General features: G+C 68.4%; 23 protein-coding genes. 11 read left to right on the top strand and 12 right to left on the bottom strand.

The window, feature by feature from the left end:
• Positions 1–961: LysR family transcriptional regulator (locus HMPREF3115_RS22095; RefSeq protein ID WP_070556082.1), on the bottom strand; the 961-nt coding region annotated here is incomplete at its 3' end.
• 105 nt (positions 962–1,066) lie between these two features.
• On the opposite strand from HMPREF3115_RS22095, the gene HMPREF3115_RS22090 reads away from it, so the two are divergent.
• The gene (locus HMPREF3115_RS22090) at positions 1,067–2,425 is read left to right on the top strand and encodes an omega-aminotransferase AptA (protein WP_035487715.1); all 1,359 of its coding nucleotides are present in this window, start codon (positions 1,067–1,069) and stop codon (positions 2,423–2,425) included.
• Positions 2,426–2,480: 55 nt separating this feature from the next.
• On the top strand, positions 2,481–3,998 hold the full coding sequence (locus HMPREF3115_RS22085) for a CoA-acylating methylmalonate-semialdehyde dehydrogenase (protein ID WP_070556081.1): 1,518 nt from the start codon (positions 2,481–2,483) through the stop codon (positions 3,996–3,998).
• An 82-nt stretch (positions 3,999–4,080) separates the two neighbouring features.
• On the opposite strand, the gene HMPREF3115_RS22080 is transcribed toward HMPREF3115_RS22085, so the two are convergent.
• Positions 4,081–4,455, bottom strand: coding sequence for a COG4315 family predicted lipoprotein (locus HMPREF3115_RS22080; RefSeq protein ID WP_006397138.1), 375 nt, complete (start codon positions 4,453–4,455; stop codon positions 4,081–4,083).
• 268 nt (positions 4,456–4,723) lie between these two features.
• Here HMPREF3115_RS22080 and HMPREF3115_RS22075 point away from each other — a divergent pair, with 268 nt between their 5' ends.
• Complete coding sequence (locus HMPREF3115_RS22075) at positions 4,724–5,575, top strand: dienelactone hydrolase family protein (RefSeq protein ID WP_053298564.1); 852 nt, start codon at positions 4,724–4,726, stop codon at positions 5,573–5,575.
• A gap of 97 nt (positions 5,576–5,672) precedes the next feature.
• Here the strand turns inward: HMPREF3115_RS22075 and HMPREF3115_RS22070 are convergent, their stop codons facing one another.
• Entirely contained in the window at positions 5,673–6,473 is an 801-nt protein-coding gene (locus HMPREF3115_RS22070; protein WP_070556078.1) for a helix-turn-helix transcriptional regulator, read from the bottom strand.
• Positions 6,474–6,596: 123 nt separating this feature from the next.
• Between HMPREF3115_RS22070 and HMPREF3115_RS22065 the strand changes: the two genes are divergently transcribed.
• Both HMPREF3115_RS22065 and HMPREF3115_RS22060 read left to right on the top strand, forming a co-directional pair.
• On the top strand, positions 6,597–8,003 hold the full coding sequence (locus HMPREF3115_RS22065; protein ID WP_070556076.1) for an APC family permease: 1,407 nt from the start codon (positions 6,597–6,599) through the stop codon (positions 8,001–8,003).
• A gap of 73 nt (positions 8,004–8,076) precedes the next feature.
• Positions 8,077–9,186 carry a DmpA family aminopeptidase gene (locus HMPREF3115_RS22060; RefSeq protein ID WP_070556074.1) on the top strand — a complete coding sequence of 370 codons (1,110 nt, stop codon included), beginning with the start codon at positions 8,077–8,079 and terminating at the stop codon, positions 9,184–9,186.
• Positions 9,187–9,297: 111 nt separating this feature from the next.
• Here the strand turns inward: HMPREF3115_RS22060 and HMPREF3115_RS22055 are convergent, their stop codons facing one another.
• Both HMPREF3115_RS22055 and HMPREF3115_RS22050 read right to left on the bottom strand, forming a co-directional pair.
• Complete coding sequence (locus HMPREF3115_RS22055; RefSeq protein WP_006415232.1) at positions 9,298–9,507, bottom strand: hypothetical protein; 210 nt, start codon at positions 9,505–9,507, stop codon at positions 9,298–9,300.
• Between the two features lie 137 nt (positions 9,508–9,644).
• The gene (locus tag HMPREF3115_RS22050; RefSeq protein WP_070556071.1) at positions 9,645–11,828 is read right to left on the bottom strand and encodes an FUSC family protein; all 2,184 of its coding nucleotides are present in this window, start codon (positions 11,826–11,828) and stop codon (positions 9,645–9,647) included.
• A 199-nt stretch (positions 11,829–12,027) separates the two neighbouring features.
• Here HMPREF3115_RS22050 and HMPREF3115_RS22045 point away from each other — a divergent pair, with 199 nt between their 5' ends.
• Positions 12,028–12,975, top strand: a complete 948-nt coding sequence (locus HMPREF3115_RS22045; protein WP_053298561.1) for a LysR family transcriptional regulator — start codon at positions 12,028–12,030, stop codon at positions 12,973–12,975.
• Between the two features lie 149 nt (positions 12,976–13,124).
• Here the strand turns inward: HMPREF3115_RS22045 and HMPREF3115_RS22040 are convergent, their stop codons facing one another.
• Positions 13,125–13,427, bottom strand: coding sequence for a DUF4148 domain-containing protein (locus HMPREF3115_RS22040; protein ID WP_070556069.1), 303 nt, complete (start codon positions 13,425–13,427; stop codon positions 13,125–13,127).
• Between the two features lie 196 nt (positions 13,428–13,623).
• Positions 13,624–14,766, bottom strand: coding sequence for a porin (locus HMPREF3115_RS22035; RefSeq protein WP_070556067.1), 1,143 nt, complete (start codon positions 14,764–14,766; stop codon positions 13,624–13,626).
• 288 nt (positions 14,767–15,054) lie between these two features.
• On the opposite strand from HMPREF3115_RS22035, the gene HMPREF3115_RS22025 reads away from it, so the two are divergent.
• The 4 genes from HMPREF3115_RS22025 to HMPREF3115_RS22010 all read left to right on the top strand — a co-directional run bounded on the left by HMPREF3115_RS22025 (position 15,055) and on the right by HMPREF3115_RS22010 (position 19,866).
• Complete coding sequence (locus tag HMPREF3115_RS22025) at positions 15,055–15,516, top strand: VOC family protein (protein ID WP_070556063.1); 462 nt, start codon at positions 15,055–15,057, stop codon at positions 15,514–15,516.
• A gap of 118 nt (positions 15,517–15,634) precedes the next feature.
• Positions 15,635–16,876 (top strand): cytosine deaminase, encoded by a 1,242-nt coding sequence (gene codA / locus HMPREF3115_RS22020; RefSeq protein ID WP_070556062.1) that lies wholly within the window; start codon positions 15,635–15,637, stop codon positions 16,874–16,876.
• A 148-nt stretch (positions 16,877–17,024) separates the two neighbouring features.
• Positions 17,025–18,365 (top strand): chloride channel protein, encoded by a 1,341-nt coding sequence (locus tag HMPREF3115_RS22015; RefSeq protein WP_070556060.1) that lies wholly within the window; start codon positions 17,025–17,027, stop codon positions 18,363–18,365.
• 178 nt (positions 18,366–18,543) lie between these two features.
• Positions 18,544–19,866 carry a TIGR00366 family protein gene (locus tag HMPREF3115_RS22010; protein WP_006412259.1) on the top strand — a complete coding sequence of 441 codons (1,323 nt, stop codon included), beginning with the start codon at positions 18,544–18,546 and terminating at the stop codon, positions 19,864–19,866.
• 70 nt (positions 19,867–19,936) lie between these two features.
• Here HMPREF3115_RS22010 and HMPREF3115_RS22005 read toward each other — a convergent pair whose 3' ends face one another.
• The 4 genes from HMPREF3115_RS22005 to HMPREF3115_RS21990 form a co-directional block, all read right to left on the bottom strand.
• Positions 19,937–21,265: an MFS transporter gene (locus HMPREF3115_RS22005; protein WP_070556058.1), complete on the bottom strand. Its 1,329-nt coding sequence runs from the start codon at positions 21,263–21,265 to the stop codon at positions 19,937–19,939.
• 223 nt (positions 21,266–21,488) lie between these two features.
• Positions 21,489–22,421, bottom strand: coding sequence for a 3,5-dioxohexanoate:acetyl-CoA acetone transferase (locus HMPREF3115_RS22000; RefSeq protein ID WP_006403591.1), 933 nt, complete (start codon positions 22,419–22,421; stop codon positions 21,489–21,491).
• A gap of 35 nt (positions 22,422–22,456) precedes the next feature.
• Positions 22,457–23,254 (bottom strand): SDR family oxidoreductase, encoded by a 798-nt coding sequence (locus HMPREF3115_RS21995; protein ID WP_070556056.1) that lies wholly within the window; start codon positions 23,252–23,254, stop codon positions 22,457–22,459.
• Positions 23,255–23,310: 56 nt separating this feature from the next.
• A complete protein-coding gene (locus HMPREF3115_RS21990) occupies positions 23,311–24,021 on the bottom strand; it encodes a GntR family transcriptional regulator (protein WP_070556054.1) in 711 nt (236 codons plus the stop codon).
• Positions 24,022–24,410: 389 nt separating this feature from the next.
• Here HMPREF3115_RS21990 and HMPREF3115_RS21985 point away from each other — a divergent pair, with 389 nt between their 5' ends.
• Positions 24,411–25,142 (top strand): class I SAM-dependent methyltransferase, encoded by a 732-nt coding sequence (locus HMPREF3115_RS21985; protein WP_070556052.1) that lies wholly within the window; start codon positions 24,411–24,413, stop codon positions 25,140–25,142.
• A 32-nt stretch (positions 25,143–25,174) separates the two neighbouring features.
• On the opposite strand, the gene HMPREF3115_RS21980 is transcribed toward HMPREF3115_RS21985, so the two are convergent.
• Positions 25,175–26,593: a cytochrome-c peroxidase gene (locus HMPREF3115_RS21980; protein WP_070556050.1), complete on the bottom strand. Its 1,419-nt coding sequence runs from the start codon at positions 26,591–26,593 to the stop codon at positions 25,175–25,177.
• Positions 26,594–26,670: the final 77 nt, after the last annotated feature.

The following is a 26,670-nucleotide window of genomic DNA, read 5'->3' as shown; positions in this document are numbered from 1 at the left end:
ACGCGCTGCCGCGCGGCTCCCCGCGCGGCGCCGCGTGCGCGGCTTCGAGGCACGACTGGAACAGCAGCGCGGCGCGCGACGGCCGCGGCGAGCGCCGCAGCAGGCTGACGAAGCGGCACAGGTAATTGAAGCGATGCGGCGCGACCGGCTGCATCAGCCCCTTTTTCTCGAAGCTTTCCGCGTAATGGTCGGGCAGGAAGCCGAGATAGCGCCCCGACAGAATCAGCGTCGCGATCGATTCCTGGTCGGACGCGGTCGCGCTGCGCGTGAGCTTCGCGCGATGGCTGAGCTCCATGTTCGGCGAATGGAAGCCGAGCCCGGCGAACGCATGGTTGCGGATCGTCGTCCAGGTCAGCTTGCCGTGCGGCGCATCGAACAGCGGATGCTGACGGCCGCAGTACAGCAGCATCCGTTCGTCGAACAGTTCCGAATAGACGAGGCTGCCCGAGCTGCGGTGGGCGGGGATGATCCCGACCTGATAACTGCCGTCGATGATCCCGCGTTCGACCTCGTTGATCGACGCGACGTGCAGGTTCAGCGCGACGTCGGGCGCCTCGTCCGCGAACTGGCGGATCGCGTCGCCGAGCCGCGCGTTCGGATTCGTCGCGGTCTTGTCGAACACCGCGACGTGCAGTTCGCCGCCCATCCGGTCGTGAATGCCGTCGATCCGGCTGCGAAACGCCTCCATCGACGCGAGCAGCCGCAGCGTCTCCTCGTAGACGGTCTGGCCTTCGGGCGTCAGCGTGAAGCCGGCGCGGCCCCGCCGGCACAGCACGAGCCCGAGCCGCGTCTCGAGATCCTTCACGTGCCGGCTGATCGTCGAGATGCCGATATTCAGTTCCAGTTCGGCCGCCGCCATTCCGCCGCACTGGACGACGCCCTTGAAGACCCGCAGCAGCCGCAGATCCATGTCGCTGAGCTGCCCGAGCAGCGCGCGGCTCTTCGGTTTCTTTGCTTGCATAGTTGCGCAAGTGAACATTGATATTGCGATATTCAAAAGACTAATTGGCGTCCCGACAATGCGCAACATCATCACGAGGAGGAGGGGCGCGCCGCGCCGACCGACATGACCGACACCATCACCGCTCCGCAACAGGAACAGACGCCCGTGCGCACCGACGCCGCCTGGCTCGACGCGCACTGGATGCCGTTTACGGCGAACCGCCAGTTCAAGTCCGACCCGCGCATGATCGTCTCCGGCAAGGGCGCGTACTACACCGACGCCGAAGGCCGCAAGATCTTCGACGGGCTGTCCGGCCTCTGGTGTACGGGCCTCGGTCATGGCCGCGGCGAAATCGTCGAAGCGGTGAGCCGCCAGGTCGCGCAGCTCGACTACGCGCCGGCATTCCAGTTCGGCCATCCGAAGTCGTTCGAGCTCGCGAACCGGATCAAGGAACTGACGCCGGCCGGTCTCGACTATGTGTTCTTCACGGGCTCGGGCTCGGAAGCGGCCGACACGTCCCTGAAGATGGCGCGCGCGTACTGGCGCGCGAAAGGCAAGGGCACGAAGACGCGGCTGATCGGCCGCGAGAAGGGCTATCACGGCGTGAACTTCGGCGGCATCTCGGTCGGCGGCATCGGGCCGAACCGCAAGCTGTTCGGCCAAGGACTCGACGCCGATTTCCTGCCGCATACGCAGCTGGCCGAAAACAAGTTCTCGCGCGGCATGCCCGAGCGCGGCGCGGAACTCGCCGATCGCCTGCTCGATCTGATCGCGCTGCACGACGCGTCGAACATCGCCGCCGTGATCGTCGAGCCGTTCGCGGGCTCGGCCGGCGTGATCATCCCGCCGCAAGGCTACCTGCAGCGGCTGCGCGAGATCTGCACCGCGCACGACATCCTGCTGATCTTCGACGAAGTCATCACGGGCTTCGGCCGCGCCGGCGCGATGACGGGCGCGGAAGCGTTCGGCGTGACGCCCGACATCATGAACTTCGCGAAACAGGTGACGAACGGCGTGCAGCCGCTCGGCGGCGTGGTCGCGACCAAGGAAATCTACGACACGTTCATGGCCGCGGGCGGCCCCGAGTACATGCTCGAATTCCCGCACGGCTACACGTACTCGGCGCACCCGGTCGCCTGCGCGGCCGGTGTCGCGGCGCTCGACCTGCTCGTGAAGGAAGATGCCGTGGCGCGCGTGCGCGAGCTCGCGCCGCATTTCGAGGCGGCCGTGCACGGGCTGAAGGGCCAGCGTCATATCGCCGACATCCGCAACTACGGGCTCGCGGCCGGCCTGACGATCGCCGCGCTGCCGGGCGAACCGGCGCGCCGTCCGTACGAGATCGCGATGCGCTGCTGGGCGAAGGGCTTCTATGTGCGCTACGGCGGCGACACAATCCAGCTCGCGCCGCCGTTCATCGCCGAAAAGCGCGAGATCGACAACCTGATCAACGCGGTGTCCGACGCGCTGAACGAAGTGGACTGAGGCGCGCGCCGCACGATCCCGACCGTTGAATTGAATTCACGAAAGAGTCTGAACGATGAAACACGATAGCAACGTCACTTCCACGCTGGGCCACCTGATCGACGGCAAGCGCGTCGACGGCGGCAGCCGCGTCCAGCCGGTGTTCGACCCGGCGACCGGCGAATCGGACAAGAGCGTCGCGCTCGCCGACAAGGCGACCGTCGAAGCGGCGATCGCGTCCGCGCAGGCCGCGTTCCCCGCATGGCGCAATACGCCGCCGCTGAAGCGCGCGCGCGTGATGAGCCGCTTCAAGACGCTGCTCGAGGAGCATGCGGACGAGCTGTGCGCGCTGATCACGGCCGAACACGGCAAGGTGCTCGCCGACGCGATGGGCGAGCTGCAGCGCGGGATCGAGAACGTCGAGTACGCGACCTACGTGCCCGAACTGCTGAAGGGCGAGCACAGCAAGAACGTCGGCCCCGCGATCGATTCGTGGAGCGAGTTCCAGGCGCTCGGCGTCGTCGCGGGCATCACGCCGTTCAACTTCCCGGTCATGGTGCCGCTGTGGATGTGGCCGATGGCCGTCGCCTGCGGCAACACCTTCGTGCTGAAGCCGTCCGAGCGCACGCCGTCGTCGACGCTGCGCATGGCCGAGCTCGCGCTCGAAGCCGGCCTGCCGCCCGGCGTGCTGAACGTCGTGAACGGCGACAAGGAAGCGGTCGACACGATCCTGACCGATCCGCGCGTGAAGGCGGTTAGCTTCGTCGGCTCGACGCCGATCGCCGAATACATCTACTCGACCGGCTGCGCGCACGGCAAGCGCGTGCAGGCGCTCGGCGGCGCGAAGAACTTCGCGGTCGTGATGCCCGACGCGGACATCGACAATGCGGTGAGCGCGCTGATGGGCGCCGCGTACGGGTCGTGCGGCGAGCGCTGCATGGCGATTCCGCTCGTCGTCGCGATCGGCGAGGACACGGGCGATCGCGTCGTCGCGGGGCTGAAGGCCGAAATCGCGAAGATGAAGGTCGGTCCGGGCAACGGCGCAGGCGTCGACATGGGCCCGCTCGTCACGAAGCAGCACTTCGAGAAGGTGACGGGCTTCGTCGAGGCCGGCATCGAGGCCGGCGCGACACTCGTCGTCGACGGCCGCGCGGTGAAGGTCAACGGCCACGAGAACGGCTACTACCTCGGCCCGTGCCTGTTCGACCACGTGAAGCCCGGCATGCCGATCTATCAGCACGAGATCTTCGGGCCCGTGCTCGGCGTGATCCGCCTGAAGTCGCTCGACGAGGCGATGGCGCTGATCGACGCGCACGAGTACGGCAACGGCACCTGCCTGTTCACGCGCGACGGCGAGGCGGCGCGCTACTTCAGCGACAACATCCAGATCGGGATGGTCGGCATCAACGTGCCGCTGCCGGTGCCGGTCGCGTATCACTCGTTCGGCGGCTGGAAACGCTCGCTGTTCGGCGATCTGCACGCATACGGCCCGGACGCCGTGCGCTTCTATACGAAGCGCAAGACGATCACGCAGCGCTGGCCGTCGGCCGGCGTGCGCGAAGGCACGGTGTTCAGCTTCCCGTCGAACCGCTGAAGCCGACGTCGCGCGCATGGCGTCGCGCGGCGCATGCCCGCACGGATCGGCCGATCCGCGCGGGCTTTTTTACGGGCGGCGCTTACGGCGTCACCAGGTGCCACATGTTCTTGAAGTTGTCGCCGTTGCGGTCGCCCTGTTTCATGTCCTTCGAGAAGAAGTACAGCGGCTTGCCCTTGTACGCCCATTGCGGGCTTCCGTCGTCGCGCTTGACGATCGTGTAAGGGCCGACCGGCACGTCGGTCGCGCTGGCCTTGTACGGCGGCCAGAAGGTTTCGCACTGGCCGGTGCAGGCGCTGGTGCCGGCGTTGGGCGTGTCCTTGTCGAACGTGTAGACCGTCATGCCGTTCGCGGCGACGAGCGCGCCGTTTTCGACTTTGGTGATCGAGCCTTGGGCCGACGCCGAGGCCGAGGCGATCGCGAGCAGGGCGGAGCTGACGAGCAGCGCGGCTTTCATGATTCCCTCCTTGTAGTCCGGTGGACGGCCGCGCGTCGCGCGCACGGGCGGCGTGCGCACGGAACGCGCGAATGGTGCCGGAACGCGGCGCCGCGCCCGCCGGTGCGAGCGACACGGGGTCGAGTGGCGGCAAGCGGCGCGCTACTTTCACGATAGGCGGTTTTTTGCGGCGCTGCGAGCACAACCGATTCGCGTCGCGCGGTGCGCCGTGTCAACGCGTTCCGGCCCGGTGCCGTTGTGGAGTGATCCGATTCCGCCGGAGTTCCCGATGCGCAAGTGGCTGATGCTGACGATGCTGGGCTGCGCGTGTGCCGCCGCGAGCGCGCAGACGCTCGTTCATTTCCCGTCGACCGACGGACCGCCCGCGACGATGCTCGACGGCTACCTGTTTCCGGCACCGGGCGCCGGCCGTCATCCGGCGCTCGTGTTCCTGCACGGCTGCGCGGGCATGTTCGCGCGCTCGGGCCGCGTGACGGCGCGCGAACGCGACTGGGCCGCGCGCTTCAACGCAGCGGGCATCACGGTGCTCGAAGTCGACAGCTTCACGCCGCGTCATCACGGCCAGATGTGCTCGCCCGCCAGCTTCGACGCCGCGATCTATCGCGCGCGGCCGTTCGACGCCTATGGTGCGTTGCGGTATCTGCAGTCGCTCGAGACGGTGATGCCCGACCGCATCGGCGTCGTCGGCTGGTCGCAGGGCGGCGGCACGGTATTGAGCGCGATTCGCGCATCGAGCACGGCCCGGCCCGCATCGCTGCCGGACGGCGATTTCCGCGCTGCCGTCGCGTTCTATCCGGCACGCTGCAGCACGAAGGCGCAGGGCGCCGAGTGGCAAAGTACGGTGCCCTTGCTCGTGCTGATCGGCGAACAGGACGTATGGTCGCCGTTTGCCGCGTGCAAGGCGTTGTTCGATTCGGTCGCGCCGGGCACCGATGCGACGTTTCATGCGTATCCGGGCGCGTACCACGATTTCGACTGGCCCGACATGCCGGTGCATACGGTGCCGGCGTTCACGACGCGTGCGGGTGTCGTGCCGATCGAAGGTACCGATCCGGCCGCGCGTGCGGATGCCCAGCAGCGCGTGCTCGACTACGTCGGCGCGCATCTGCTCGGAAACTGACAAGCATGCAAGGCACGGCCCGTGCATCGACGTCGTTCGTTGCATCGTCGCGTCGACCAGACAAGCCGCCTGCACTCGGCCTTCACGTTCGACGCGTTTATCGGGCGGCGTCTTCGCCCAACGCCTCGATGAACCGCGAAAACAGTTCGGGCTGCGACGAGATGCCGAGCTTCGCGTAAAGGTGGCGGCGATGCACCTTCACGGTCTCCGGTGAAATCGCGAGCCGTTCCGCGATCGCCTTCGACGAATTCCCGCGCAGCACCATCCGCGCGATCGCCATCTCGCGATCGGTCAGCACGCCGGCGCCGAAGCGCGCGAGCGCATGCTCGACGCGCGCGCCGAGATCGTCGTCGCGCGTCGCGCGCGCGGTGTCGCCGATCAGGCGCCAGTGCTGCCGCATCGTCGCGAGCACCCAAGGCATCGCGGCCGTGAGCTTGCCGAGCGGCTCGACGTCGAAGCGCGCGGCCGCGCCGAGCGACAGCGACAGCAGCGTGTCGGCGTTCGGGCGCACGAGGATCTGGATTTCGTCGTCGCCGACTGCATCGCGAAAGTAGCTGAGGAAATACTCGCTCTGCCGGAACAGGTCCGGCGCGACTTCCTCGAGCTGGTAGCAGCCGTCGGCGAGCCCGTCGTGCGCGGCCTGCAGGAACGGATCGAGCAGATATAACCCGTTCAGGTAGAGCGGCACCGGCGACGCGCTGTCGCTGCCGCCCGCATCGTATTCGTCGAGCACGAGCGGCACGCCGTCGCGGCCGATCGCGGTCGCGAGCGCGTTGTCGAACGGCACCATCTCGTTGAGCAGCAGCACGAGAAAACGCCAGAAGCGCGGCTGGCCGAGATGGTCGATCGTACGGCCGAGCGCCTGATGCATCGCGATTTCGGAAAACAGACGGTCCATGCCAACTACCGAAGGGCGTAACACGAAGGGGGAATAGCGGTCCTGAATTTGGCTTCCTAGACTGCCACGCAATTCACCGGCCCGAGTATGGGCGTTCAAAAAAGCGCAGCATAGGAGAACGAGATGGCGATGATGTCGGAATCCACGGGCACGCTGCAAGCGACGCCCGACACGCACGACGCGCCGCGCGCGCTGACGCAGACCTTGAGCGTGCGCGACGCGGTGATGATCACCGTGTCGGGCGTGACGCCCGCGAGCTCGATCTTCGTGATCGCGCCGTTCGCGATCCAGCAGGCCGGCAGCGGTGCGGTGCTGTCGTTCGTGCTCGGCGGCGTGCTCGCGTTCGCCTTCGCGCTCTGCTATGCGGAGCTGTGCGCCGCGCATCGCAGCGCGGGCGGCGAATACGTGATGGCCAAGCGCGTGTTCGGCACGCTGCCCGGCTATCTGACCTTCATCGCGGTGCTGTCCGTCAGCGTGTTCATTCCGGCCGTGCTCGCGAGCGGCGCCGCGCCGTACCTGAACAGCGCGCTCGGCACGCGTTTCGGCAACCAGTCGGTCGCGCTGACGATCGTGCTGCTCAGCTACGTGCTCGGCATGCTGAACATCAAGACCAATGCGTGGATCACCGGTGCGTTCCTGCTCGTCGAGATCGCGGTGCTGATGCTGATCGCGGCGCTCGGCTTCGGTTCGCCGCATCGCGGCGCCGACGTGCTGATCGCGCCGGTCGTCGCGAGCGGCAACGCGCTCGTGCCGGCGACGCTTGCCGCCATCGTGCCGGCGATCGGCACGGCGATCTTCTGCTACAACGGCTTCGGCTCGGCGGCCTATCTCGCGGAAGACCTGCGCGGCGGCAACCGCAACGTCGCGAAGGCCGTGCTCTATTCGCTGCTCGTGATTCTCGTCGTCGAACTGGTGCCGCTCGCGGCCATCGTGATCGGCGCGCCGTCGCTCACCGACATGGCGAAGAGTGCCGATCCGATCGGCTATGTCGTGCGCTCGCTCAGCAATCCGGTCGTGTCGCGTGTCGTGAGCGGCGGCATCTTCCTGTCGGTGTTCAACGCGATCATCGCGATCGTGATCGCGATGGGGCGCTTGCTGTACAGCAGCGGCCGGCACGCGCTCTGGTCGCGCACGTGCAACCGCGCGTTCTCGACGATCCATCCGCGCTTCGAATCGCCGTGGCTCGCGACGCTCGCGCTCGCGGTGCCGTCCGCGGGCCTCGTGTTCGTGTCGAGCCTCGACGAGCTGACGGCGTTCACCGTCGACCTGCTGCTGCTGATCTATCTGGTCGTCGGGCTCGCGGCGCTCGCGAGCCGGCTCGTGCGCCGCGACGTGGAGCATCATTACCGGATGCCGCTCTGGCCCGTGACGCCGCTCGTCGCGGTGGCAGGTGCCGCCTACACGCTCTACACGACACTGTCGAGCGCGACGAAGCCGACCGATCTGCTGATCATCGCGGGGCTGCTGGTCGCCGCGCTCGCGATGTACGCGGCATGGGCGCGTCACAGCGACACGTTCCGCGCGCTTTGAGCATCGCGCCCGCCGGCTTGAACAGCGACTCTAGCGAGCTTTGAAACAACCGCCACACGGGAGGATTCGCATCATGCGCACGAGGGATCTCGGCATTCGCATCGGACTCGGCACGCCGGGCCGCTTCAACGCAATCACGGACGTACCGGGCGTGCGCGTCGGCCACTGCACGCTGAACGTCGACGACGGCGACGCGTCGGTGCGCACCGGCGTGACGGTGATCGAGCCGCGCGCGGGTGCGGCGCACGCTTCGCCGTGTTTCGCCGGCGTGCACGTGCTGAACGGCAACGGCGACGCGACCGGCCTCGAATGGATACGCGAAGCCGGCCTGCTGACGACGCCGATCGCGTATACGAACACGCATAGCGTCGGCGCGGTGCGCGACGCGCTCGTCGCGAACGAACGCGACGCGGCACGCGGGCGCGTGTACTGGTGCATGCCGGTCGTGATGGAGACCTACGACGGGCTGCTGAACGACATCTGGGGGCAGCACGTCGATGCGTCGCACGTGCGCGCCGCACTCGCGGCCGCACGGTCGGGGCCGGTCGACGAAGGCGGCGTCGGCGGCGGGACCGGCATGATCTGTCACGAGTTCAAGGGCGGCATCGGCACCGCATCGCGCGTGCTCGCCGCGAACGTGGGCGGCTGGACGGTCGGCGCGCTCGTGCAGGCGAACTACGGCGTGCGCGAGATGCTGCGCGTGGCCGGCTATCCGGTCGGCGACGTGCTGCGCCACGTGCATTCGCCGTTTCGCGCGCCGCAGGCGCAGGGCGAGGCCGGGATGGGTTCGATCGTCGTGACGCTCGCGACCGATGCGCCGCTGTTGCCGCATCAGTGCACGCGGCTTGCGCAGCGCGCGAGCGTCGGGCTCGCACGCGTTGGCGGCGGCACCGAGGATTCGAGCGGCGACATTTTCCTCGCGTTCGCGACCGGCAACGACGGGCTGCCGGCTGCCGACTACGGCAGCAAGGGCGCCGCGACGACGAACGTGAAGATGGTCAACAACGATCATATTTCCGCGCTGTTCGCCGCCGCCGCCGAAGCGGTCGAGGAGGCGATCGTCAATGCGCTGGTTGCGGCGGGCGATGTCGAATCGCGTGGCGCGCGCGTCGAAGCGATCGGGCACGGGCGGCTGCTCGACGCGTTGCGCGAAGTCGGTTGGCGGCCGGGGCACAGCGTGTAGCGCGAAGGGGCGACGCGCGCGTTCGTGAGGTCGATCGGCGCCCGATGCAGACCGGTCATGTGTGACGCGGGCATCGCAGGCGGCGGCGCGAACTCGCCGGCCGCGCGCCGCTCAGCTGCCGAAGTAGACGTTGCAGAAGCTGACCGGGCCGACGCACGCATTCGGATCTTCCGGATTCGATTGCGAACGGTCGACGCGGCCCGCGGCCTTCATCGATTCGGCACGGGTCGCCTGTTGCGGCACGTCGGCCGGCGCCGGTTGCGCATGAGCGACGGCGGCGGCAAGCGACAGGGCAACGACGGCGAGATGCAGCGGCTTCATGGTGACTTCTCCTGGGTAATCGCCAGTCCTGCTGGCAGTGCCCCGACTATAGGCGCGCGCTGCCTGAAGATTAATCACCGGCGCTGGAGAGCATATTTCCATCGTGTACAACGATGCCGTTGCGCGCGCATCGATCGTCAGCGGCGCGCGCGGTTGTACGGCGCATCCTTGTCGAGCAGCGCGCTGCGGATGAAGTGCAGGCAGCCGACAATGCGCTGCATGCTGCGACGCTCGTCGGGCACCGCATGCCAGGCGTTCAGCGCATGCTGCGCGGCGCGGATCGCGAGATTCACCGATTTCAGCGTGCGCGCATGGCGGTGCGGCGCCGGATCGTCGAAAAAGCGCGGCAGGTCGTGCAGCACCGGGTCGATCGACGCGGTCCATTGCAGCATCTGCGGCGGCTTCGAGGCACCGAACGCGTGCAATTCGTCGCGCAGGTCGATCACCGCATGACCGACTTCGAGCGTCGCGAGCATCCAGCGCAGCGCGTCGCGATGCTCGCGCGTGCGCCGCACGAGCAGCGTGCGCAGCTGCGCCATCAGATCGTGCGTGCTTGACTGAAAGCGTTGTGCCAGGCCGTCGCGCGCGCCTTCGCACGCGAGCGTCACCTGGCGCCGCAAATCGTGTGCGATGCGTGCGGTGAGCCAAGGCATGTGCGTCGGGAACACGACCGCGAACACGATCGCGCACATCAGCATCGCCGCGACGACGGCGAGCCCGTTGTTGAGGAGCAGCTCGGGGGTATAGGCGATCGTGTTGTCGGGGCCGGCGAGCAGGCAGAAGAACACCGCGAAGCCGATCCCGTAGCCGGACAGGCCGGACCGCGTCGCGAGGAACGCGCCGACGCCGAGCACCGGCGCGAGCGCCGCGCATAGCAGCGGAAAGCCGTCGATGTTCGGATACACGTAGCAGAGAAACAGATAGCCGGCCGCGGTCGCGCACGCGGCGCCGGCAGCCATTTGCGCGACGAACTTCGATGCGCGCGGCGACGTCGAGCTGAGCGCGCAGGCGATCGCCGTCGCGATTACCGCGAGCGCGCCGCTCGGCCATTCCGTCGCGATCCAGAAGCAGCTCATTGCGCCGACCGCGACGACCGTGCGCAGAAACGTGAAGCCGATGAAGAACGCATTGGTCTTCACCGCGTAGCGCGTGACCGAACGCTCGAGCGCGTGGTCGTCCCGATCGAGCGACGCGAACGTATCGGCATAGCCGAGATACTCGCCGATGAAGCGGAACATCAGTTCGATCGCGGTATCGAAGTCGAGCAGCCCGCCGGCCGCATGATCTTCGATTGCGCGCCGCGACGCGCGTGCCGCCTTCGGCAGCGCACCGTGAAAGCGGCGCAGTTCGAGCAGCGCGCCCGTCGTCGACGCGACACCGCGCCGGCGCTCGTCGCGCAGCGCTGCAAGCCGTTGCGCGAGCCCGTCGATATGCGGCGCGAGCGCATCGAGCACGGCGTCGGCGCGGTTCGCGCGCACGCGCTTCAGCAGCTGATGCAGCGCGTGCAGCCGCGTGCACGCATTCATGAATTCGCTGTTCAGCCGCGCGAGCCGGCGGCTGCGCGCACGCATGTGCGGATCCTCGAAAGACGCGAATGCGCGGTTCGCCTCGAAGCCGACGATCTCGTCGACGAAATCGGCGAAGCGGCGCTCGAGATCGCCGCGCGCGACGTCGCCGACGAGCGCATCGACCGCGAACGCCGGGAAATTCGCATGACGCGCGCTCAGCGAACGCATCAACGCCTTCGCGGCGCTGAGCGGCAAGATCAGCGCACTGACCGCGCCCGAGCAGGCGATGCCGAGCGCGACTTCGCCGGCGCGCGTCAATGCGGATTCGAACAGCGTCTGCGGCGTCATCACGGCCGGCAGGCCGATCAGCGCGGCCGTATAACCGGCGAGCACGAAGCCGTACCAGCGGAAATGGCGATAGCGGACCGCGAGTGCGATGCAGCCGCCGATCCACAGCGTGATGCCGGCCATATAGAGCTCGGGCTGCTGCGCGAACAGGCCGCCGAGCGCGAGTGCGGCGACGAGGCCGGCGGCCGTGCCGAGCACGCGATAAAAGCTTTTCGCGAACACCATGCCGGACATCGGCTGCATCAGCACGAAGACGGTCGTCATCGCCGTGCGCGGCTGCGACATTTCAAGGCGCATCGCAATGCCCATCGCGAGCAGCGCGGCCAGCACGGTTTTCGCGAGATGCAGCCAGATCATCCCGTCGGTGGCAGCCCAGTCGCGTGCGGCCTTGCCGAGCGGATCGAGCCGGGCGCTCCATCGTGGCGGTTCGACGGAAGATCGCTCGATCGCAGAATGTGGCTTCATGAAAGGAGGGGGCGCGCCGCGCGCCGGGCCGTTGCCGCAGCGCCTGCGAACGTGCCCGTTCGACTGATGAGGCGCCGATTGTAGGAGCGCGGCCGGCCGGCATTAACGCAGCTGCGGGGAAACGATAGTTGCAGCGCAAGTAACAATCTGCCGCACAGGCTGGAGGAAAATGGCGGCTCCGCTCTACGTGTGAACAGGAATGGATACGCTTCAAAACATGCGGGTGTTTACGCGCGTGGTCGAGACGGGCAGTTTCACCGCGGCCGCGCAATCGCTGAATTCGACGACCGGCGCGATGTCGCGTGCGGTGTCGGAGCTCGAGGCGCGGCTGCGCACCCGTCTGATGAATCGCTCGACGCGTCGTCTCGCGCTCACGTCGGCCGGCGAGAACTATCTGCGGCGCTGCCGGCAAATCCTCGCGGACGTCGATCGCGCGGAAGAAGAGGCCAGCTGCGCGCACGAGCGGCCGGCGGGCGTGCTGCGGATGCACAGCTTTGCAAGCGTCGGGCATCACTATGTCTTGCCGGCGCTCACGCGCTATCACGCGCAGTATCCGGAGGTGTCGATCGAGCTGTCGCTGTCACAGCGGATGCCGGACCTGTTCGACGGTACGAGCGACATGGCGGTCGTCACGGCGTCGTCGCTGCCCGATTCGGAGCTCGTGTCGCACCTGCTGGGCTCGACGTTCAGCATTCTCTGCGCGTCGCCCGACTACGTGCGGCGGCACGGCGCACCGGCACGCCCGCAGGAACTCGGCGCGCATGCCTGCCTGACGCTGCGCACGCCCGCGTTCCCGACGCACGAGTGGGTGCTCGAAGGGCCGGACGGCGTCGAGCAGATTCACGTGAGCGGGCCGGTGCAGACGAATACGGCCGAATCGCTCGCGCTCGCGATTCGCGACGGGATCGGCATCGGCATGCTGCCGCTCTATGCCGCGATCGATGCGCTGAGCGACGGCACGCTCGTGCGCGTGCTGCCCGAGCACATCCTGCAGAAGATGAACGTGTATGCGCTCTATCCGTCGCGCCGCTACATCGACGCGAAGGTGCGCACGTGGGTCGAACTGCTGCGCGCACAGGTGCCCGCGATGATTGAGCGCGACGTCGATACGCTGAACGCGATCGGTCGCGCATCGCAGCCCGCATGACGGCGATTGCGGCGCGCAGCGGCACGCGGCGCGCAATGGAACGGCAACGTTGAAGCGCCGCGCGCGGCAGGTTTCGTCGCGGCGCGGCCGACGCCGCGTACGCGATCGAAGGTTCGCCTGCGGCGCCGCTCATCGTGCGCTCGGTGCGCTCAGCGCGTCGGCTGCGCGGCTGGACCCGATTCGGTCGCCGCGACGCCGGCCGGACCGTACGCGGTCTGCGCGACCTTGCGTTCGGCGATGCGCTTCGCTTCGAGCCGTTGCTGTGCGGCGAGCAGGTCGTCGGGATAGTTGCCCGCGTCGCCGAGCGCCGGGTTGTAGCCGACCGACTCGAGGTCGTACAGCTCCTGCAGCACCTGCGCGCGCGTGACGGGCGACTTCGCGGCTTGCGCGAACGACAGCGCCGGTGCGGCGAGCAGAACGGCGGCAGTAGCGGTGACGACGAGCGATTTCACGATGTTCTCCTGTAGGAAAAAGAGCGTTCGGCGCGGCCTCGGCCGGTCGGCTCGAACGATGATTCGACGTCAGTCTACGAAGCGCGGCCGCGCGCAAACAGCCCGATTCCGTGCAAGCTCCCTTCCAGCGCGCGCAACATTGGCGTCGGCGCGCACGCGCGCCGGTACGCGTGCGCCGCCGACGCGCGTGTTCGCGTCAGAACCGCGTGCGCATCCCGATCGTGCCGACGATCTGATTCGGCGTGCTCGACGCGCCGCCGGACCCGTTGATGAATGCCTGGTAGCCGCGGCCGGACGCGTGCTGGTACATCGCTTCCGCATAGACGTCGGTGCGGCGCGACAGCTTGTAGACGGCCTGCAGGTCGACCTGATGCCATTTCGGATCGGTGCCGTGCCGGCTGTCCGGGTTCGACACGCTGGCGTCGGTGTAGACATAGGCGGCGCCGAGGCTGAAGGCCGGCGTGAGCGCATAGCGCAGGTTCACGTCGAAGTTGTTGAACGCGATCTGGCCGGTCGAGCCGAACGCGCCGGTGTTGTCGTACTGCGCGCGCGTATAGACGAAGCCGACCGTCGCGGGCCCGAACGTGTAGCCGATGCCGCCGCCGTACGAGCGCATGCGGTCGGCGCCGATCGACCAGCCGCCCTGATTCACGCCTTTCGCTTCGGCCGCATCGGTCGCGCCGGGGCTCGCGCTCGTCGTGCCCTTGGTGCCGTTCATCTGCAGGTAGGCGCCGGCAAGTTTCAGCGGGCCGTTCGTATAGCTGACGGCCGCGCTGTACGCGCGATTCGCGCCGAAGTTCGTCGCATTCGAAAACGCGTACATCGCGCCGAACTTGAAGCCCGCTACCGTCGGGCTCGTGTACTTGACGGCGTTGTTGATGCGCAGCGAATGGTTCAGGTTGTCGTTGTCGAACGGATGTGCGAAGCCGGCATCGCCGAAATCGCCGGCCGTTGCCGACAGCGGCGCGACGAAATCGACCATCGTGTCGTACTGGCGGCCGAGCGTCAGCGTGCCGTAAGCGTCGTGCGTGAGCCCGACGTACGCGTGACGGCCGAACAGCTTGCCGTCCTGACCGAGCGCGCCGTTGTTCGCGTTGAAGCCGTTTTCAAGCACGAACAGTGCCTTCAGGCCGCCGCCGAGGTCCTCGGTGCCGCGAAAGCCGATGCGGCTGCCGTTGATCGTGCCGCTGGTCATGCGCCACAGCGACGCGCCGTTCGCGTTGTTCGTATACGCGATGCCGGCGTCGATCAGCCCGTACAACGTGACGGCGCTTTGCGCGTGGACGACCGGGGCGAACAGGGCGGCGACCGATGCGCCGGCAATAAGCGTTTTCTTCATCTCAAGACTCCTGCGTGTGGGATCGAAACGGGCGCAAGTATAGGAACGCGCACCGTGCGTGCGGCGCGCGTGCGGGCGAGCGGTCCTTTGCGGATCGAACAAGAGTCGTTCACAAAACCGACACGTCGAGCGGCGCGCGAGCGATGCGGGCCGTTGTCGCGCGACGGCGCGCCGCGCACGCGGTTCCGCTGTCGCATCGCCGCAACACGCGTGCGTCGGCCGACGACGGTTGATCGGCGCGACCGACGCGCGGAGAATGGGTGTCGTCCCCACCGATTGGAGGCAACGATGCCCACGCCAGCGCCCCTTCCGCCGATCAGTCCGGCCGTCTACTACCGCGATCCGCGTGCCGCGCTCGAATGGCTGGAGCGCGCGTTCGGCTTCGGGCGCGGGATCGTCGTCTATACGCCCGACGGCCAGGTCACGCATGCCGAACTGACGCACGCGGGCGGCGTCGTGATGATCGGCGGCTACTGGGCCGAGTTCGTCGCGAGCCCGCCGGACGTCGGCGGCCGCAACACGCAGAGCGTGCACGTGCAGCTCGCGACCGGCATCGACGCGCACTGCGAGCGCGCGCGGCAGGCCGGCGCGGACATCCTGCAGGAGCCGGCCAATCAGTTCTACGGCGACCGCACGTATCGCGCGCGCGATCCCGAGATGCACGTATGGACCTTCGGCCAGCACGTGCGCGACGTGACGCCGGAAGAAGCTGCCGCGCAAACGGGACTCAAATTCGAAGGGTGGTCGTGACGGGCGGCATCGCGCGTCCGGTTCACCCGTGTTCGTCCGATCCGGTTCACCGCATCCGGCTGCCGCGGCGCGCGTCGATGTGCGCGCGGCCGCTCCGCATCCACGAGGAGAGTTCCGCATGAATCTGTTCAATGCACGCCTGCGCGGCCGCGACGGGCTGTTTACGATCGGCATCGACGCCGGCACGATCGCGCGAATCGACGCGCAGCCTGCGCCGATTGCACCGACCGGCGCCGACGATCTCGACGCGGGCGGTCGCCTCGCGATCCCGCCGCTCGTCGAACCGCACATCCATCTCGATGCGGTGCTGACGGCCGGCGAGCCCGCATGGAACATGAGCGGCACGCTGTTCGAAGGCATCGAGCGCTGGGCCGAGCGCAAGGCGACGATCACGCATGACGACACGAAGGCGCGAGCGCACGCGGCGATCGCGATGCTGCGCGATCACGGAATTCAGCACGTGCGCACGCACGTCGACGTGACCGATCCGTCGCTCGCCGCGCTGAAGGCGATGCGCGAAGTGAAGGACGAGGCGCGCGGCTGGATCGACCTGCAGATCGTCGCGTTTCCGCAGGAGGGGATCGAATCGTTCGAGGGCGGCCGCGCGCTGATGGAGCAGGCCGTCGAGATCGGCGCGGACGTCGTCGGCGGGATTCCCCATTTCGAGAACACGCGCGAGCAGGGCGTCAGTTCGATCCGCTTTCTGATGGATCTCGCGGAGCGCACGGGCTGCCTCGTCGACGTGCATTGCGACGAAACCGACGATCCGCATTCGCGCTTTCTCGAAGTGCTCGCCGAAGAAACGCGCGTGCGCGGGATGGGCGCGCGCGTGACGGCCAGCCACACCACCGCGATGGGCTCGTACGACAACGCGTATTGCTCGAAGCTGTTTCGGCTGCTCGCGCGCGCGGGACTCAACTTCGTCTCGTGCCCGACCGAGAGCATTCATCTGCAAGGGCGCTTCGATACGTTTCCGAAGCGGCGCGGCGTCACGCGCGTCGCGGAGCTCGACCGGGCGGGGCTGAACGTCTGTTTCGGCCAGGACTCGATCCAGGATCCGTGGTATCCGCTCGGCAACGGCAACATCCTGCGTGTGCTCGATGCGGGCCTGCATATCTGTCACATGATGGGCTATCGCGATCTGCAGCGGTGCCTCGATTTCGTCACCGATCACAGCGCGACCGCGCTGCAGCTCGGTGAGGGATACGGGATCGCCGTCGGCCGGCCGGCGAATCTCGTCGTGCTCGACGCCGACGGCGATTACGAGGCCGTGCGCCGGCAAGCGAAGGCGACGCTGTCGATCCGGCACGGCAACGTGATCATGCGGCGCGAGCCGGAGCGGATCGCGTATCCGGGCTGAGCGCCGGCATGGCGGCAGCGGTATTCGTCTAACGCATGAATCGATTCTAAAAATACGTTTGTCTCATGGTGGGCGCGCGCCTACGATTCGGTGCTGACGGCGGCGCGCGCAGTGCGCGCCGTGTCGATTTACTCCGGTCACCGAACTCATGCGCGCCGATCTGCCGTCCGCTCCGTCCTCATCGTCCTCCGCTCCCGCCGTGAGCCCGTTCGCGCGGATCGCGGCCGTCACGATTGTCACCGGCATCGGCGCTGGGCTCGGCGGCATGCTGCTCGCGCTGCTGCTGCACGCGATCCAGCATCTCGCGTACGGTTATGGCGCCGCGCATCTGGTCGGCACCGAAAGCTTTCTCACCGGCGTGACCGACGCCGATCCGCTGCGTCGCGTCGCGGCGATGATCGTCTGCGGCATCGTCGCGGGCGGCGGCTGGTGGGCGCTTTACCGCTACGGGCAGCCGCTCGTCGGCATTCGTCGCGCGGTGCAGGCCGGCGACCCGCGGATGCCGGTCGTCAGCACGACGATGCATGCGCTGCTGCAGATCGTCACCGTCGCGCTCGGCTCGCCGCTCGGCCGCGAAGTCGCGCCGCGCGAGATCGGCGCACTGATCGCGGGGCGGCTCGCGCATCGCGCGGGGCTGACGCGCGATGATTGCCGCTTGATGGTCGCGTGCGGCGCGGGCGCCGGCCTTGCGGCCGTGTACAACGTGCCGCTCGGCGGCGCGGTGTTCGTGCTCGAGGTGCTGCTCGGCACGTTCGCCGTGCGCGCGGTGGCCGTCGCGCTCGTCACGTCGACGCTCGCCGCCGTCGTCGCATGGATCGGGCTCGGCAACGAACACCAGTACACGATCGCGCCGTTCGTGCCGAGTGCGCCGCTCGTCGCGTGGTCGATCGTCTGCGGGCCGCTGTTCGGCTTCGCTGCCTACGGCTTCGTGCGGCTCACGACGCGGGCGCGCGCCGATGCGCCCAAGGACGTACGGCTGCCGATCCTCTCGCTCGTCAATTTCGCGGTGATCGGCGTGCTCGCCATGCGCTTTCCGTCATTGCTCGGCAACGGCAAGGGGCCCGCATCGCTCGGCTTCGACGGCACGCTGACGATCGGCATCGCCGCGACGCTGCTCGTGCTGAAGGTCGCGATCGAAGCGGCCAGCCTGCGGGCCGGTGCCGAAGGCGGCCTGCTGACGCCTGGTCTCGCCAACGGCGCGCTGCTCGGCGTCGTGCTCGGCGGGCTGTGGAACGCCGTCTGGCCCGGCGCGTCGCTGGGCGGCTGCGCGCTCGTCGGCGCGACCGCATTCCTGGCCGCGTCGATGCAGATGCCGATCACGGCCGTCGTGCTGCTGCTCGAGTTCACGCGCGCGAATCACGACAGCCTCGTGCCGATGCTGCTCGCGGTGGCCGGTTCGCTCGTCGCATACCGGTTTGCGCAGCAGCGCGCCGAACGGCGCGCGACGACACGCGCCACGCTCGTCACGCGCGCGACCGCCGCGCGCTGATGCGCTGACGCACGATCGCGGCGGCACGCTCGGCCGCTTGGCGCCTGCCTCGTTTCCCGTCCATGCCGGTTCGCACGTCGAAGCGCATCGCGCGGTTCTGTGCAAGAATCCGCGCGACCCGCGCTTTCCCATAACCACATGCGCGCGGACGTCCCTATCAGGAAACGAGGAGTACAAGTTGATTCAACGCATTGCCCGCTTCTTCACGCAGGTGGTTCACCGCGTGCTGCCCGACCCGTTGATTTTCGCGATCCTGCTGACGATCGTCACGTTCGCGCTTGCGTTCGGCCTCACGCCGAATTCGCCGGTGCAACTGACGACGATGTGGGGCTCGGGCTTCTGGAACCTGCTCGCCTTCTCGATGCAGATGGTGATGATTCTCGTCACGGGCCACGCGCTCGCGAGTTCGCCGCCCGTGAAGCGGCTGCTCGTCGCGCTCGCGAGCGCCGCGCGCACGCCCGCGCAGGGTGTGATGCTCGTTGCCTTCGTCGGCGCGCTCGCGTGCGCGATCAACTGGGGCTTCGGGCTCGTGCTCGGCGCGATGCTCGCGCGGGAAGTCGCGCGCCGCGTCGCCGGCAGCGACTATCGGCTGCTGGTCGCGTCGGCCTACATGGGCTTTCTGAGCTGGCACGGCGGCCTGTCGGGCTCGGTGCCGCTCGTCGCCGCGACGAAAGGCAATCCGATGGAAAAGACGATCGGCCTGATCCCCGTGTCGCAGACGATCTTCACCGGCTACAACGCGTTCATCACGATCGGGCTGATCGTGATGCTGCCGTTTCTCGCGCGGATGATGATGCCGAAACCGGGCGACGTCGTCAGCGTCGATCCGGCACTGCTCGCCGAGCCGCCGAGCGTCGAGCGCACGCTCGGGCCCGACGCGACGCTCGCGGAGCGCCTCGAGGAGAGCCGCGCGCTGTCGGTCTTCGTCGCTGCGCTGTGCGCGGCGTTTCTCGTGCTGCGGTTCGTGCAGAAGGGCTTCGCGCTCGACATCGATACGGTGAACCTCGCGTTCCTCGCCGCCGGTATCCTGCTGCACCGCACGCCGATGGCTTACGCGCGCGCGGTGGCCGGCGCCGCGCGCGGCGCGTCGGGGATCATGATCCAGTTCCCGTTCTACGCGGGCATCCAGGCGCTGATGGACCATTCGGGCCTCGCGGGCGTGATCACGAAGTGGTTCGTCGACATCGCGAACGTGCACACGTTTCCGCTGCTCGCGTTCCTGAGTTCGGCGGTGATCAACTTCGCGGTGCCGTCGGGCGGCGGTCACTGGGTCGTGCAGGGGCCGTTCGTGATGCCGGCCGCGCAGGCGCTTGGCGCCGATCTCGGCAAGGCCGCGATGGCGATCGCGTACGGCGAGGCGTGGACCAACATGGCGCAGCCGTTCTGGGCCTTGCCCGCGCTCGCGATCGCGGGGCTCGGCGTGCGCGACATCATGGGCTACTGCGTGACGACGCTGCTGTTTTCGGGGGTCGTGTTCGTCGCGGGGATGTATCTGTTCTGAGCGCGTTCGGAACGGCCGGTGCGCGCGGGCGAGCGTCGGTTCCCACGCGCGCCGGCCCGCGCCGCACCCGTCATGCGACCGAACGCGCGCGCTGCCGTTCGTGTCCGTGACGCAGCGCCAGGCTCGCGAGCGCCGCGACGACGAGTGCGGCCGCCAGCAGCGTCAGGCCGTTCTTCGCATCGCCGGTCGCCTGTTCGATTGCGCCGACGACGGTCGGGCCGACGAAACCGCCGAGCAGGCCGCAGGTATTGACGAGGCCGAGGCCGCCGGCGAGCGCACTGCCGGCCAGCCGCGAGGCGGGAAACGTAAACACGATCGACTGGACGACGAAGAACATCGACGCGGCGACGCACACGCAGAGCAGTCCCGCGAGCGGGGAGGCGTGCGCGGCGCCGACCATGCCGGCCGCCATCACGACGAGGCCCGCGCACAGCAGCGCGCGCGAATGCCGCGATTCGCGCGCGAAGCGCGGCAGCGTCGCGGCGCCGAGCGCGGCGGCCAGCCATGGCAGCGCCGTGAGCAGGCCGACCGCGATCGGCGACAGCCGGCCCGATGCGCCGATAATCGCCGGCAGAAAAAAGATCACCGTGTAGATCGTCAGCTGATGGCAGAAGTACACGAAGATCGCGAGCCAGATCTGCGGGTCGCGCAGCGCGGCGCCGAATGCGTGGCCGCCGTGCGACGCGGCGCCGGCGTCCTGTTCCGCGGCGAGCGCGCGCTCGAGCGCACGGCCCGTGTCCGGCGCGAGCCACGGCGCGGCGCTCGGACGGTCCGGCAGCCGTGTCCACACGACGAACGCGAGCAGGATCGCCGGAATCCCTTCGATGACGAACAGCCATTGCCAGCCGTGGAAGCCCAGCGTGCCGTCGAGTTCGATCAGCGCGCCGGCCAGCGGGCCGCCGACCACGTTCGCGATGCACACGCCGAGCAGGAAATAGCCGGTCGCGCGGGCGCGCTGTTCGCGGCCGAACCAGTACGTCAGATACAGCATCACGCCGGGAAAGAGCCCGGCTTCGGCTGCGCCGAGCAGCAGCCGCATCACGTAGAACGATGTTTCGCCGCGCACGAACGCCATCGCAACCGACAGCGCGCCCCACGTGATCATGATCCGCGTGATCCAGAAGCGCGCGCCGACGCGGTGCATGATCAGGTTGCTCGGGATTTCGAATAGCGCGTAGGTCAGGAAGAACAGTCCGGCGCCGAGGCCGTAGGCGGCGGACGAGATGCCGAGATCGACGCCCATCGAATGCTTCGCGAAGGCGATGTTGGTGCGATCGAGAAAGCTGATGACATAGGCGGCGATCAGCAGCGGCATCAGTTTGCGGAACAGCAGCCGGTTCAGCGACGCGCTTGCGTCTTGCGCGGCGGACGGCAGGGCCTGAGCGTGATGAGTGGACATGCGGACGACTCCGTTAAGGGCGAACCGGCGCGCACGGCAAGCACGACGTGCCGCGTTCGACAGAGGCCGCCGCGCGGGGCGCGGCGAACGAGCAGACGACGGAGCCGCGCGCCGGCGGCGCTCGACGGGAGCGGGGCGATATCGGGCGTCCTGGCGCCGGTTCGGGCCGGCGCCGCGTCTCTGCGCTTGCGAGTCCTGCTTGAGTGGGCGTGCGAGCGCGCGATCAGAAGTTCACTGCGTCGCCGCCCTTGAGCGCGAGCATCGCGCGCGCCTCGGCCGGCGTCGCGATCTCGAGCGACAGCCCTTCGAGCACCTGCCGGATCTTCAGCACCTGCTCGGCGCTCGATTCGGCCAGTTTGCCGGGCCCGATCCAGAGCGAATCCTCGAGCCCGACGCGCACGTTCGCGCCCTGCGCGGCGCCGATCGTCGCGAGCGGAATCTGGTTGCGTCCCGCGCCGAGGATCGACCACACGTAGTCGCGGCCGAACAGGCGATCGGCGGTGCGGCGCATGTGCATCAGGTCCTCCGGATGCGCGCCGATGCCGCCGAGCAGGCCGAACACGCTTTGTACGAAGAACGGCGGTTTCGCGAGCCCGCGATCGACGAAGTGCGCGAGGTTGTACAGGTGCGAAATGTCGTAGCACTCGAATTCGAAACGCGTGCCGTTGGCGCCGCAGCGCGTGAGGATCGTTTCGATGTCGGCGAACGTGTTCTTGAACACGAGATCGCGGCTTTTCTCGAGATGCTCGCGCTCCCATGGGTGCTTCAGTTCGCGAAAGCGCTCGAGCATCGGATACAGGCCGAAGTTCATCGAGCCCATGTTCAGCGAGGCGATTTCCGGCTGGAAGTGCAGCGCAGGGCGCAGCCGCTCCTCGACGGTCATGTGCGGACTGCCGCCTGACGTGAGGTTGATCACGGCGTCGGTCTGCGCCTTGATCCGGGGCAGGAATTCCTCGAAGACGGCCGGATCCTGCGTCGGCTTGCCGTCGGACGGATTGCGCGCGTGCAGATGGAGGATCGCCGCGCCGGCGCGGGCGGCCGCAACCGCGGCCGTCTCGATCTCGTGCGGCGTGACGGGCAGATACGGCGACATCGACGGCGTATGGATCGCGCCGGTCGGCGCACAGGTGATGATGACTTTGCGAGCGTTTGCCACGGATCGGTTCCTTTCGTTGGACGGTGCAGGAGGGCTCAGAGCACTTCGACGTTGCCGCAGACGGAGATCGCCTGGCCGGTGATGCCGTGCCCGCCGGGCGAGCACAGGAACAGCGCGGTCGCCGCGATTTCGGCCGGCTCGGTCATCCGGCGCAGCGAGATCCGTTCGAGATAGCGCTGCTCCATCTCGTCGTAGCCGATCCCGAGCTGTTGCGCGCGCGCTTCGATCACGCGGCGGATGCGCGGGCCGCGCACGATGCCGGGCTGGATCGCATTCACGCGAATGCCGAGCGGCCCCAGTTCGATCGCGAGGCTCTTCACGAGACCGACGACCGCCCATTTGGTGGCCGCGTAAGGCGTGCGGTACGCATAGCCGAGCCGGCCCGCGACCGACGACAGCGCAATGATCGCGCCGCCGTGCTTCGACTCGCGCAGCAGCGGCACGGCGCGTCGCGCGAATTCGAATTGGGCGTTCAGATTGATGGCGACCGTCTGCTCCCACTGCGCGGGATCGATCTCGTCGATGCCGCCCGTCGGGCCCGCGATGCCCGCGTTGTTGACCAGTACGTCGAGGCCGCCGAGCGCGGCCACGACGTCCGCGAACACGCGCTCGACCGCCGCGCTGTCCGATACGTCGGCAAGCGTTGCGCCGACCGCGGCACGCGACGGCCGGTCGGCGAGCGCCGCGATCGCGGCCTGCGACGCGTCGCAGACATGCACGCGCGCACCGCATTCGGCGAACGCATCGGCGATCGCGAGGCCGATGCCGGATGCGCCGCCGGTCACGAGGACGCGAAGGCCGTCATAGGGTTTGAGCAGGTCGGAAGCGGTCATGCGCGGTTGTCTCCATCGTTGATGTTGTCGGATGCGGCGCGCCGCTGCGCGCGGCGTTACGGCTTTGCGTTCACGCGGCGCGGCGCCTGCTCGGCACGCAGCGTCGCGGCCAGATCGTGCGCGGCACCGCCGATGTCGAGCGCGATGCCGGCGCGCACGCCGGCGCCGTCTCGCCGCTCGAGCGCATCGACGACCGCGCGGTGCGCGTCCATCGAGCGCCGCATGTGCGGGATGTCGAGCGCGACCATGTTCAGGAACGGCCCGACGCGCATCCACAGGTTCTCGACGATCGCGAGCGTGCTGTCGCTCGCGCCGTGCGCATAGATCGCGCTGTGAAACGCGAAATTGCTTTGCAGATATGCGCGCGACCGGCCGGCTTCGGCGTGCGCCTGCATGGCCTCGCAGGTCTTGCGCAGGGCGGCGATCTGCGCGTCGGTCATGCGTGCGCACGCGCGTTCGGCGATGCAGCCTTCGAGCGCGATGCGCACGTCGCGCAGTTCGTCGAGCATCTCGAGCGTCATCGGCGGCACGACGAGCGCGCGGTTCGGGCCGTCGACGAGCGCGCGTTCCGCGTGCAGCCGCGTGAGGGCCGCGCGCACCGGCATCGTCGACGAGCCGACGGCCTCGGCCACGCTGCGCAGGCTCAGCGCCTGGCCCGGTGCGAAGCGGCCGCTCATCAGCGCTTCGCGCAATTGGCGATAGACCTTGTCGGCCATCGTTTCCTGTTCGATGGCCTTCAGTACGGGCGGGACGATGCGAGGCGCCAAGGTACGGTTCTCCTGGTTTGATCTGCGATCTGTGATCACACTTGCGATGGAGGAAGTGTCGGCGATGAGGCGGGGGTAGTCAAGGCGAAAGGGATTGGGGAAAACGTGGGGGTGGGGAGGGATGGCCGTCATGCGGGACGCATGCGAGGCGGTCGGCGCGTCGTGCTATCGGCAGGCGTCGCCGGATTCGCTGGCCAAGGTGGGCCTGGGCGCGGTGCCGCGAGCCGTCGCGTCGACGCGCGCCTGTGCTGCAGACGCAGAGCAAGCCGATTCCAGCGTCCGGATCGAATTGCGGACGCCGCCTTTCCCGACACACGCACGCCACCCGATCGCCAGCCGCCCATCGATCATGCAGAATCGAACCCTTCGTGTCCCCCGACAAGCACGCCATGACCGATCCGACCGATGCTCCCGGCCGCCGTGCGTACGCTGAATTTGCCCAGCGCTACGCCGACATCGCGCCGACCAAGCCGAACAACGCGCTTTACGAACGGCCGGCGACGCTCGCGCTGCTCGGCGACGTCGCCGGCCTGACGGTGCTCGACGCCGGCTGCGGACCCGGCATCTGCAGCGAGCTGCTCGCACGGCGCGGCGCGACCGTTCATGCCTTCGACGTGACGCCCGAAATGGTCGCGCTCGCCAGCGCGCGCTGCGCGGGGCTCGCCGTCGATGTCGCGCACGGCGATCTCGCCGCGCCGCTCGACTGGCTGCCCGATGCGTCATTCGACAAGGTGCTGTGTTCGCTCGCCTTCGACTACGTGCGCGATCTCGCGCCGACGCTGCGCGAATTCGCGCGCGTCGCGCGTCCCGGCGCGACGCTCGTGTTCTCGATGGCACACCCGATGCGCGACTGGATCGACGAGCGCACGCGCGGCGATCGCCCGTACTTCGAAACGTCGCGCTTCGGCATGTACTGGTCCGGGTTTGGCGAGCCGAAGCCCTATGTCGAGGCGTGGCGGCGGCCGCTTGCCGACATCCTGAACGCGGTCGCCGACGCCGGCTGGCGGCTCGACCGCTTCGTCGAGCCGCAGCCGCTGCCCGAGATGCAGGCCGTGGCGGAGCGGCTGTACGCTGAGTTGTCGCTCGCGCCCGCGTTCCTGTGCGTGCGCGCGCGACGCTGATCACGCGCGTCGTACGACGCGCCCAGCTTCGCTCAGTGCCCCGGCTCGTCGGTCAGCGTGGCGAGGAACGCCTCGATGTCCTTGATGTCCTGCGCCGTCATCGCCGGCGTGTCGCCCGGCTTGCGATCGAATGGCGCGTCGGTCACGTCGACGTTCGCGCGGTACTTCGGCGGAATGTCGTCGTATTGGTCGACCTTGCCGTCCGCGCGGCGCGCATAGAACTTCTGCGGTGCGATGCTGCGTTCGTTGTAGAACGCCATCACCTGATCGAGCGTGTGGTACACGCCGTTGTGAAAGAACACGTGGCGTGTCGCCGCGTTGCGCAGCGTCGGCGTCAGGAACATCCCGCAATATTGCGTCTGGTCCTTCAGATCCTCGCGGAACGGTCCGCACACGCCGAGATCGTAGAACGACGGATCGCGGTTCTGCGCGAGCTGCCGGTTGCGCGGCACGGCGAGCGCTTCGTACTGGTAGTCGGTAAACATCGGCGGCAGCCCGTCGGCGCCGGGCTTCGACAGATGACAGCCCGCGCAATTCGCCTTGTGCGGATCGTTGAACAGCCGCAGGCCGCGCAGCTCCGCCTGCGTGAGGCGCGCGCGGCCCTCGAGCCAGCGGTCGTACTTGCTGTTGTACGGATGGAACGACGGATCCTCGACCTGATAGCGCGCGATCGCGAACATCGCTTCGGACACCGCGAGTTGCGGACTGTCGAACACGCGCGGGCCGAACAACTGCAGGAACTGCGTACGGTGCGACGACTGCGACAGCTTGTGCGCGACCTCGTCGACGCTCGCATTCGCCATCTCGACGGGGTTCAGCAGCGGACCGAATGCCTGCTGCTGCAGCGTGTCCGCGCGGCCGTCCCAGAACATTCCGCCTTGCGGTACGAGCTGCGGTGCGGCCGAGGTGCCGGCCACCTTCTGCGCCTTCACGACGCCGGCCGCCGCGGCCGCCTGCTGCGCGACGCTCGGTGCGTCGTCGTTTTCGCCGGCATCGGGGCCGATGCTGAAGTTCGGCTGCCGATACAGGTACATCAGCGACGGCGGCGGCCGATAACCGTGCTGCGTCATCGCGAGGCCGCCCGGCTGCACGTCGAGCGCGTTCGGCGGCCCGTAGGCGTGATCGGGGTTGTGGCACGACGCACACGACTGCTTGCCGGACGCCGACAGCGACGCATCGAAGAACAGCGCGCGGCCGAGCTGCGCGACCGCGGACAGCGGCTGCACGGGCGGCCGCTGCAGCACGATCGGATGCGGATTCGCGCCGGTCCAGTCCGCGACGATGTCGCCGATCGCGGCCGGCGTATGTGCGGGAAACGCGATCGCGAAGGCGCCGTAGCCGATGACGGCCGCGCCGAGCGCGAGCGCCGCGCGGCGTGCGAAGCGGAAAGGGGCGCGCGGCGCGGCGGCGCCGGGCGTGTCGGGAGACGGAAACGCGGAACGGACTGTCATGCTGTCGCTCGGGAATCGAAGGCCGCACGAGGCGGCGCAATAAAACGAAAACGGCCGGCGCACGCAGCGCCGGCCTG

Source organism: Burkholderia sp. HMSC10F09 (assembly GCF_001806955.1).
Lineage (GTDB): Bacteria > Pseudomonadota > Gammaproteobacteria > Burkholderiales > Burkholderiaceae > Burkholderia > Burkholderia multivorans.
This window is presented reverse-complemented; position numbering and strand designations above follow the sequence as displayed.

Excerpts from the sequence above, each read along its gene's own strand:
- HMPREF3115_RS22090 (WP_035487715.1), top strand. The coding sequence starts at position 1,067 with ATGACCGACACCATCACCGCTCCGCAACAGGAACAGACGCCCGTGCGC.
- HMPREF3115_RS22085 (WP_070556081.1), top strand. The coding sequence starts at position 2,481 with ATGAAACACGATAGCAACGTCACTTCCACGCTGGGCCACCTGATCGAC.
- HMPREF3115_RS22080 (WP_006397138.1), bottom strand. The coding sequence starts at position 4,455 with ATGAAAGCCGCGCTGCTCGTCAGCTCCGCCCTGCTCGCGATCGCCTCG.
- HMPREF3115_RS22075 (WP_053298564.1), top strand. The coding sequence starts at position 4,724 with ATGCGCAAGTGGCTGATGCTGACGATGCTGGGCTGCGCGTGTGCCGCC.
- HMPREF3115_RS22070 (WP_070556078.1), bottom strand. The coding sequence starts at position 6,473 with ATGGACCGTCTGTTTTCCGAAATCGCGATGCATCAGGCGCTCGGCCGT.
- HMPREF3115_RS22065 (WP_070556076.1), top strand. The coding sequence starts at position 6,597 with ATGGCGATGATGTCGGAATCCACGGGCACGCTGCAAGCGACGCCCGAC.
- HMPREF3115_RS22060 (WP_070556074.1), top strand. The coding sequence starts at position 8,077 with ATGCGCACGAGGGATCTCGGCATTCGCATCGGACTCGGCACGCCGGGC.
- HMPREF3115_RS22055 (WP_006415232.1), bottom strand. The coding sequence starts at position 9,507 with ATGAAGCCGCTGCATCTCGCCGTCGTTGCCCTGTCGCTTGCCGCCGCC.
- HMPREF3115_RS22050 (WP_070556071.1), bottom strand. The coding sequence starts at position 11,828 with ATGAAGCCACATTCTGCGATCGAGCGATCTTCCGTCGAACCGCCACGA.
- HMPREF3115_RS22045 (WP_053298561.1), top strand. The coding sequence starts at position 12,028 with ATGGATACGCTTCAAAACATGCGGGTGTTTACGCGCGTGGTCGAGACG.
- HMPREF3115_RS22035 (WP_070556067.1), bottom strand. The coding sequence starts at position 14,766 with ATGAAGAAAACGCTTATTGCCGGCGCATCGGTCGCCGCCCTGTTCGCC.
- HMPREF3115_RS22025 (WP_070556063.1), top strand. The coding sequence starts at position 15,055 with ATGCCCACGCCAGCGCCCCTTCCGCCGATCAGTCCGGCCGTCTACTAC.
- codA (WP_070556062.1), top strand. The coding sequence starts at position 15,635 with ATGAATCTGTTCAATGCACGCCTGCGCGGCCGCGACGGGCTGTTTACG.
- HMPREF3115_RS22015 (WP_070556060.1), top strand. The coding sequence starts at position 17,025 with ATGCGCGCCGATCTGCCGTCCGCTCCGTCCTCATCGTCCTCCGCTCCC.
- HMPREF3115_RS22005 (WP_070556058.1), bottom strand. The coding sequence starts at position 21,265 with ATGTCCACTCATCACGCTCAGGCCCTGCCGTCCGCCGCGCAAGACGCA.
- HMPREF3115_RS21995 (WP_070556056.1), bottom strand. The coding sequence starts at position 23,254 with ATGACCGCTTCCGACCTGCTCAAACCCTATGACGGCCTTCGCGTCCTC.
- HMPREF3115_RS21985 (WP_070556052.1), top strand. The coding sequence starts at position 24,411 with ATGACCGATCCGACCGATGCTCCCGGCCGCCGTGCGTACGCTGAATTT.
- HMPREF3115_RS21980 (WP_070556050.1), bottom strand. The coding sequence starts at position 26,593 with ATGACAGTCCGTTCCGCGTTTCCGTCTCCCGACACGCCCGGCGCCGCC.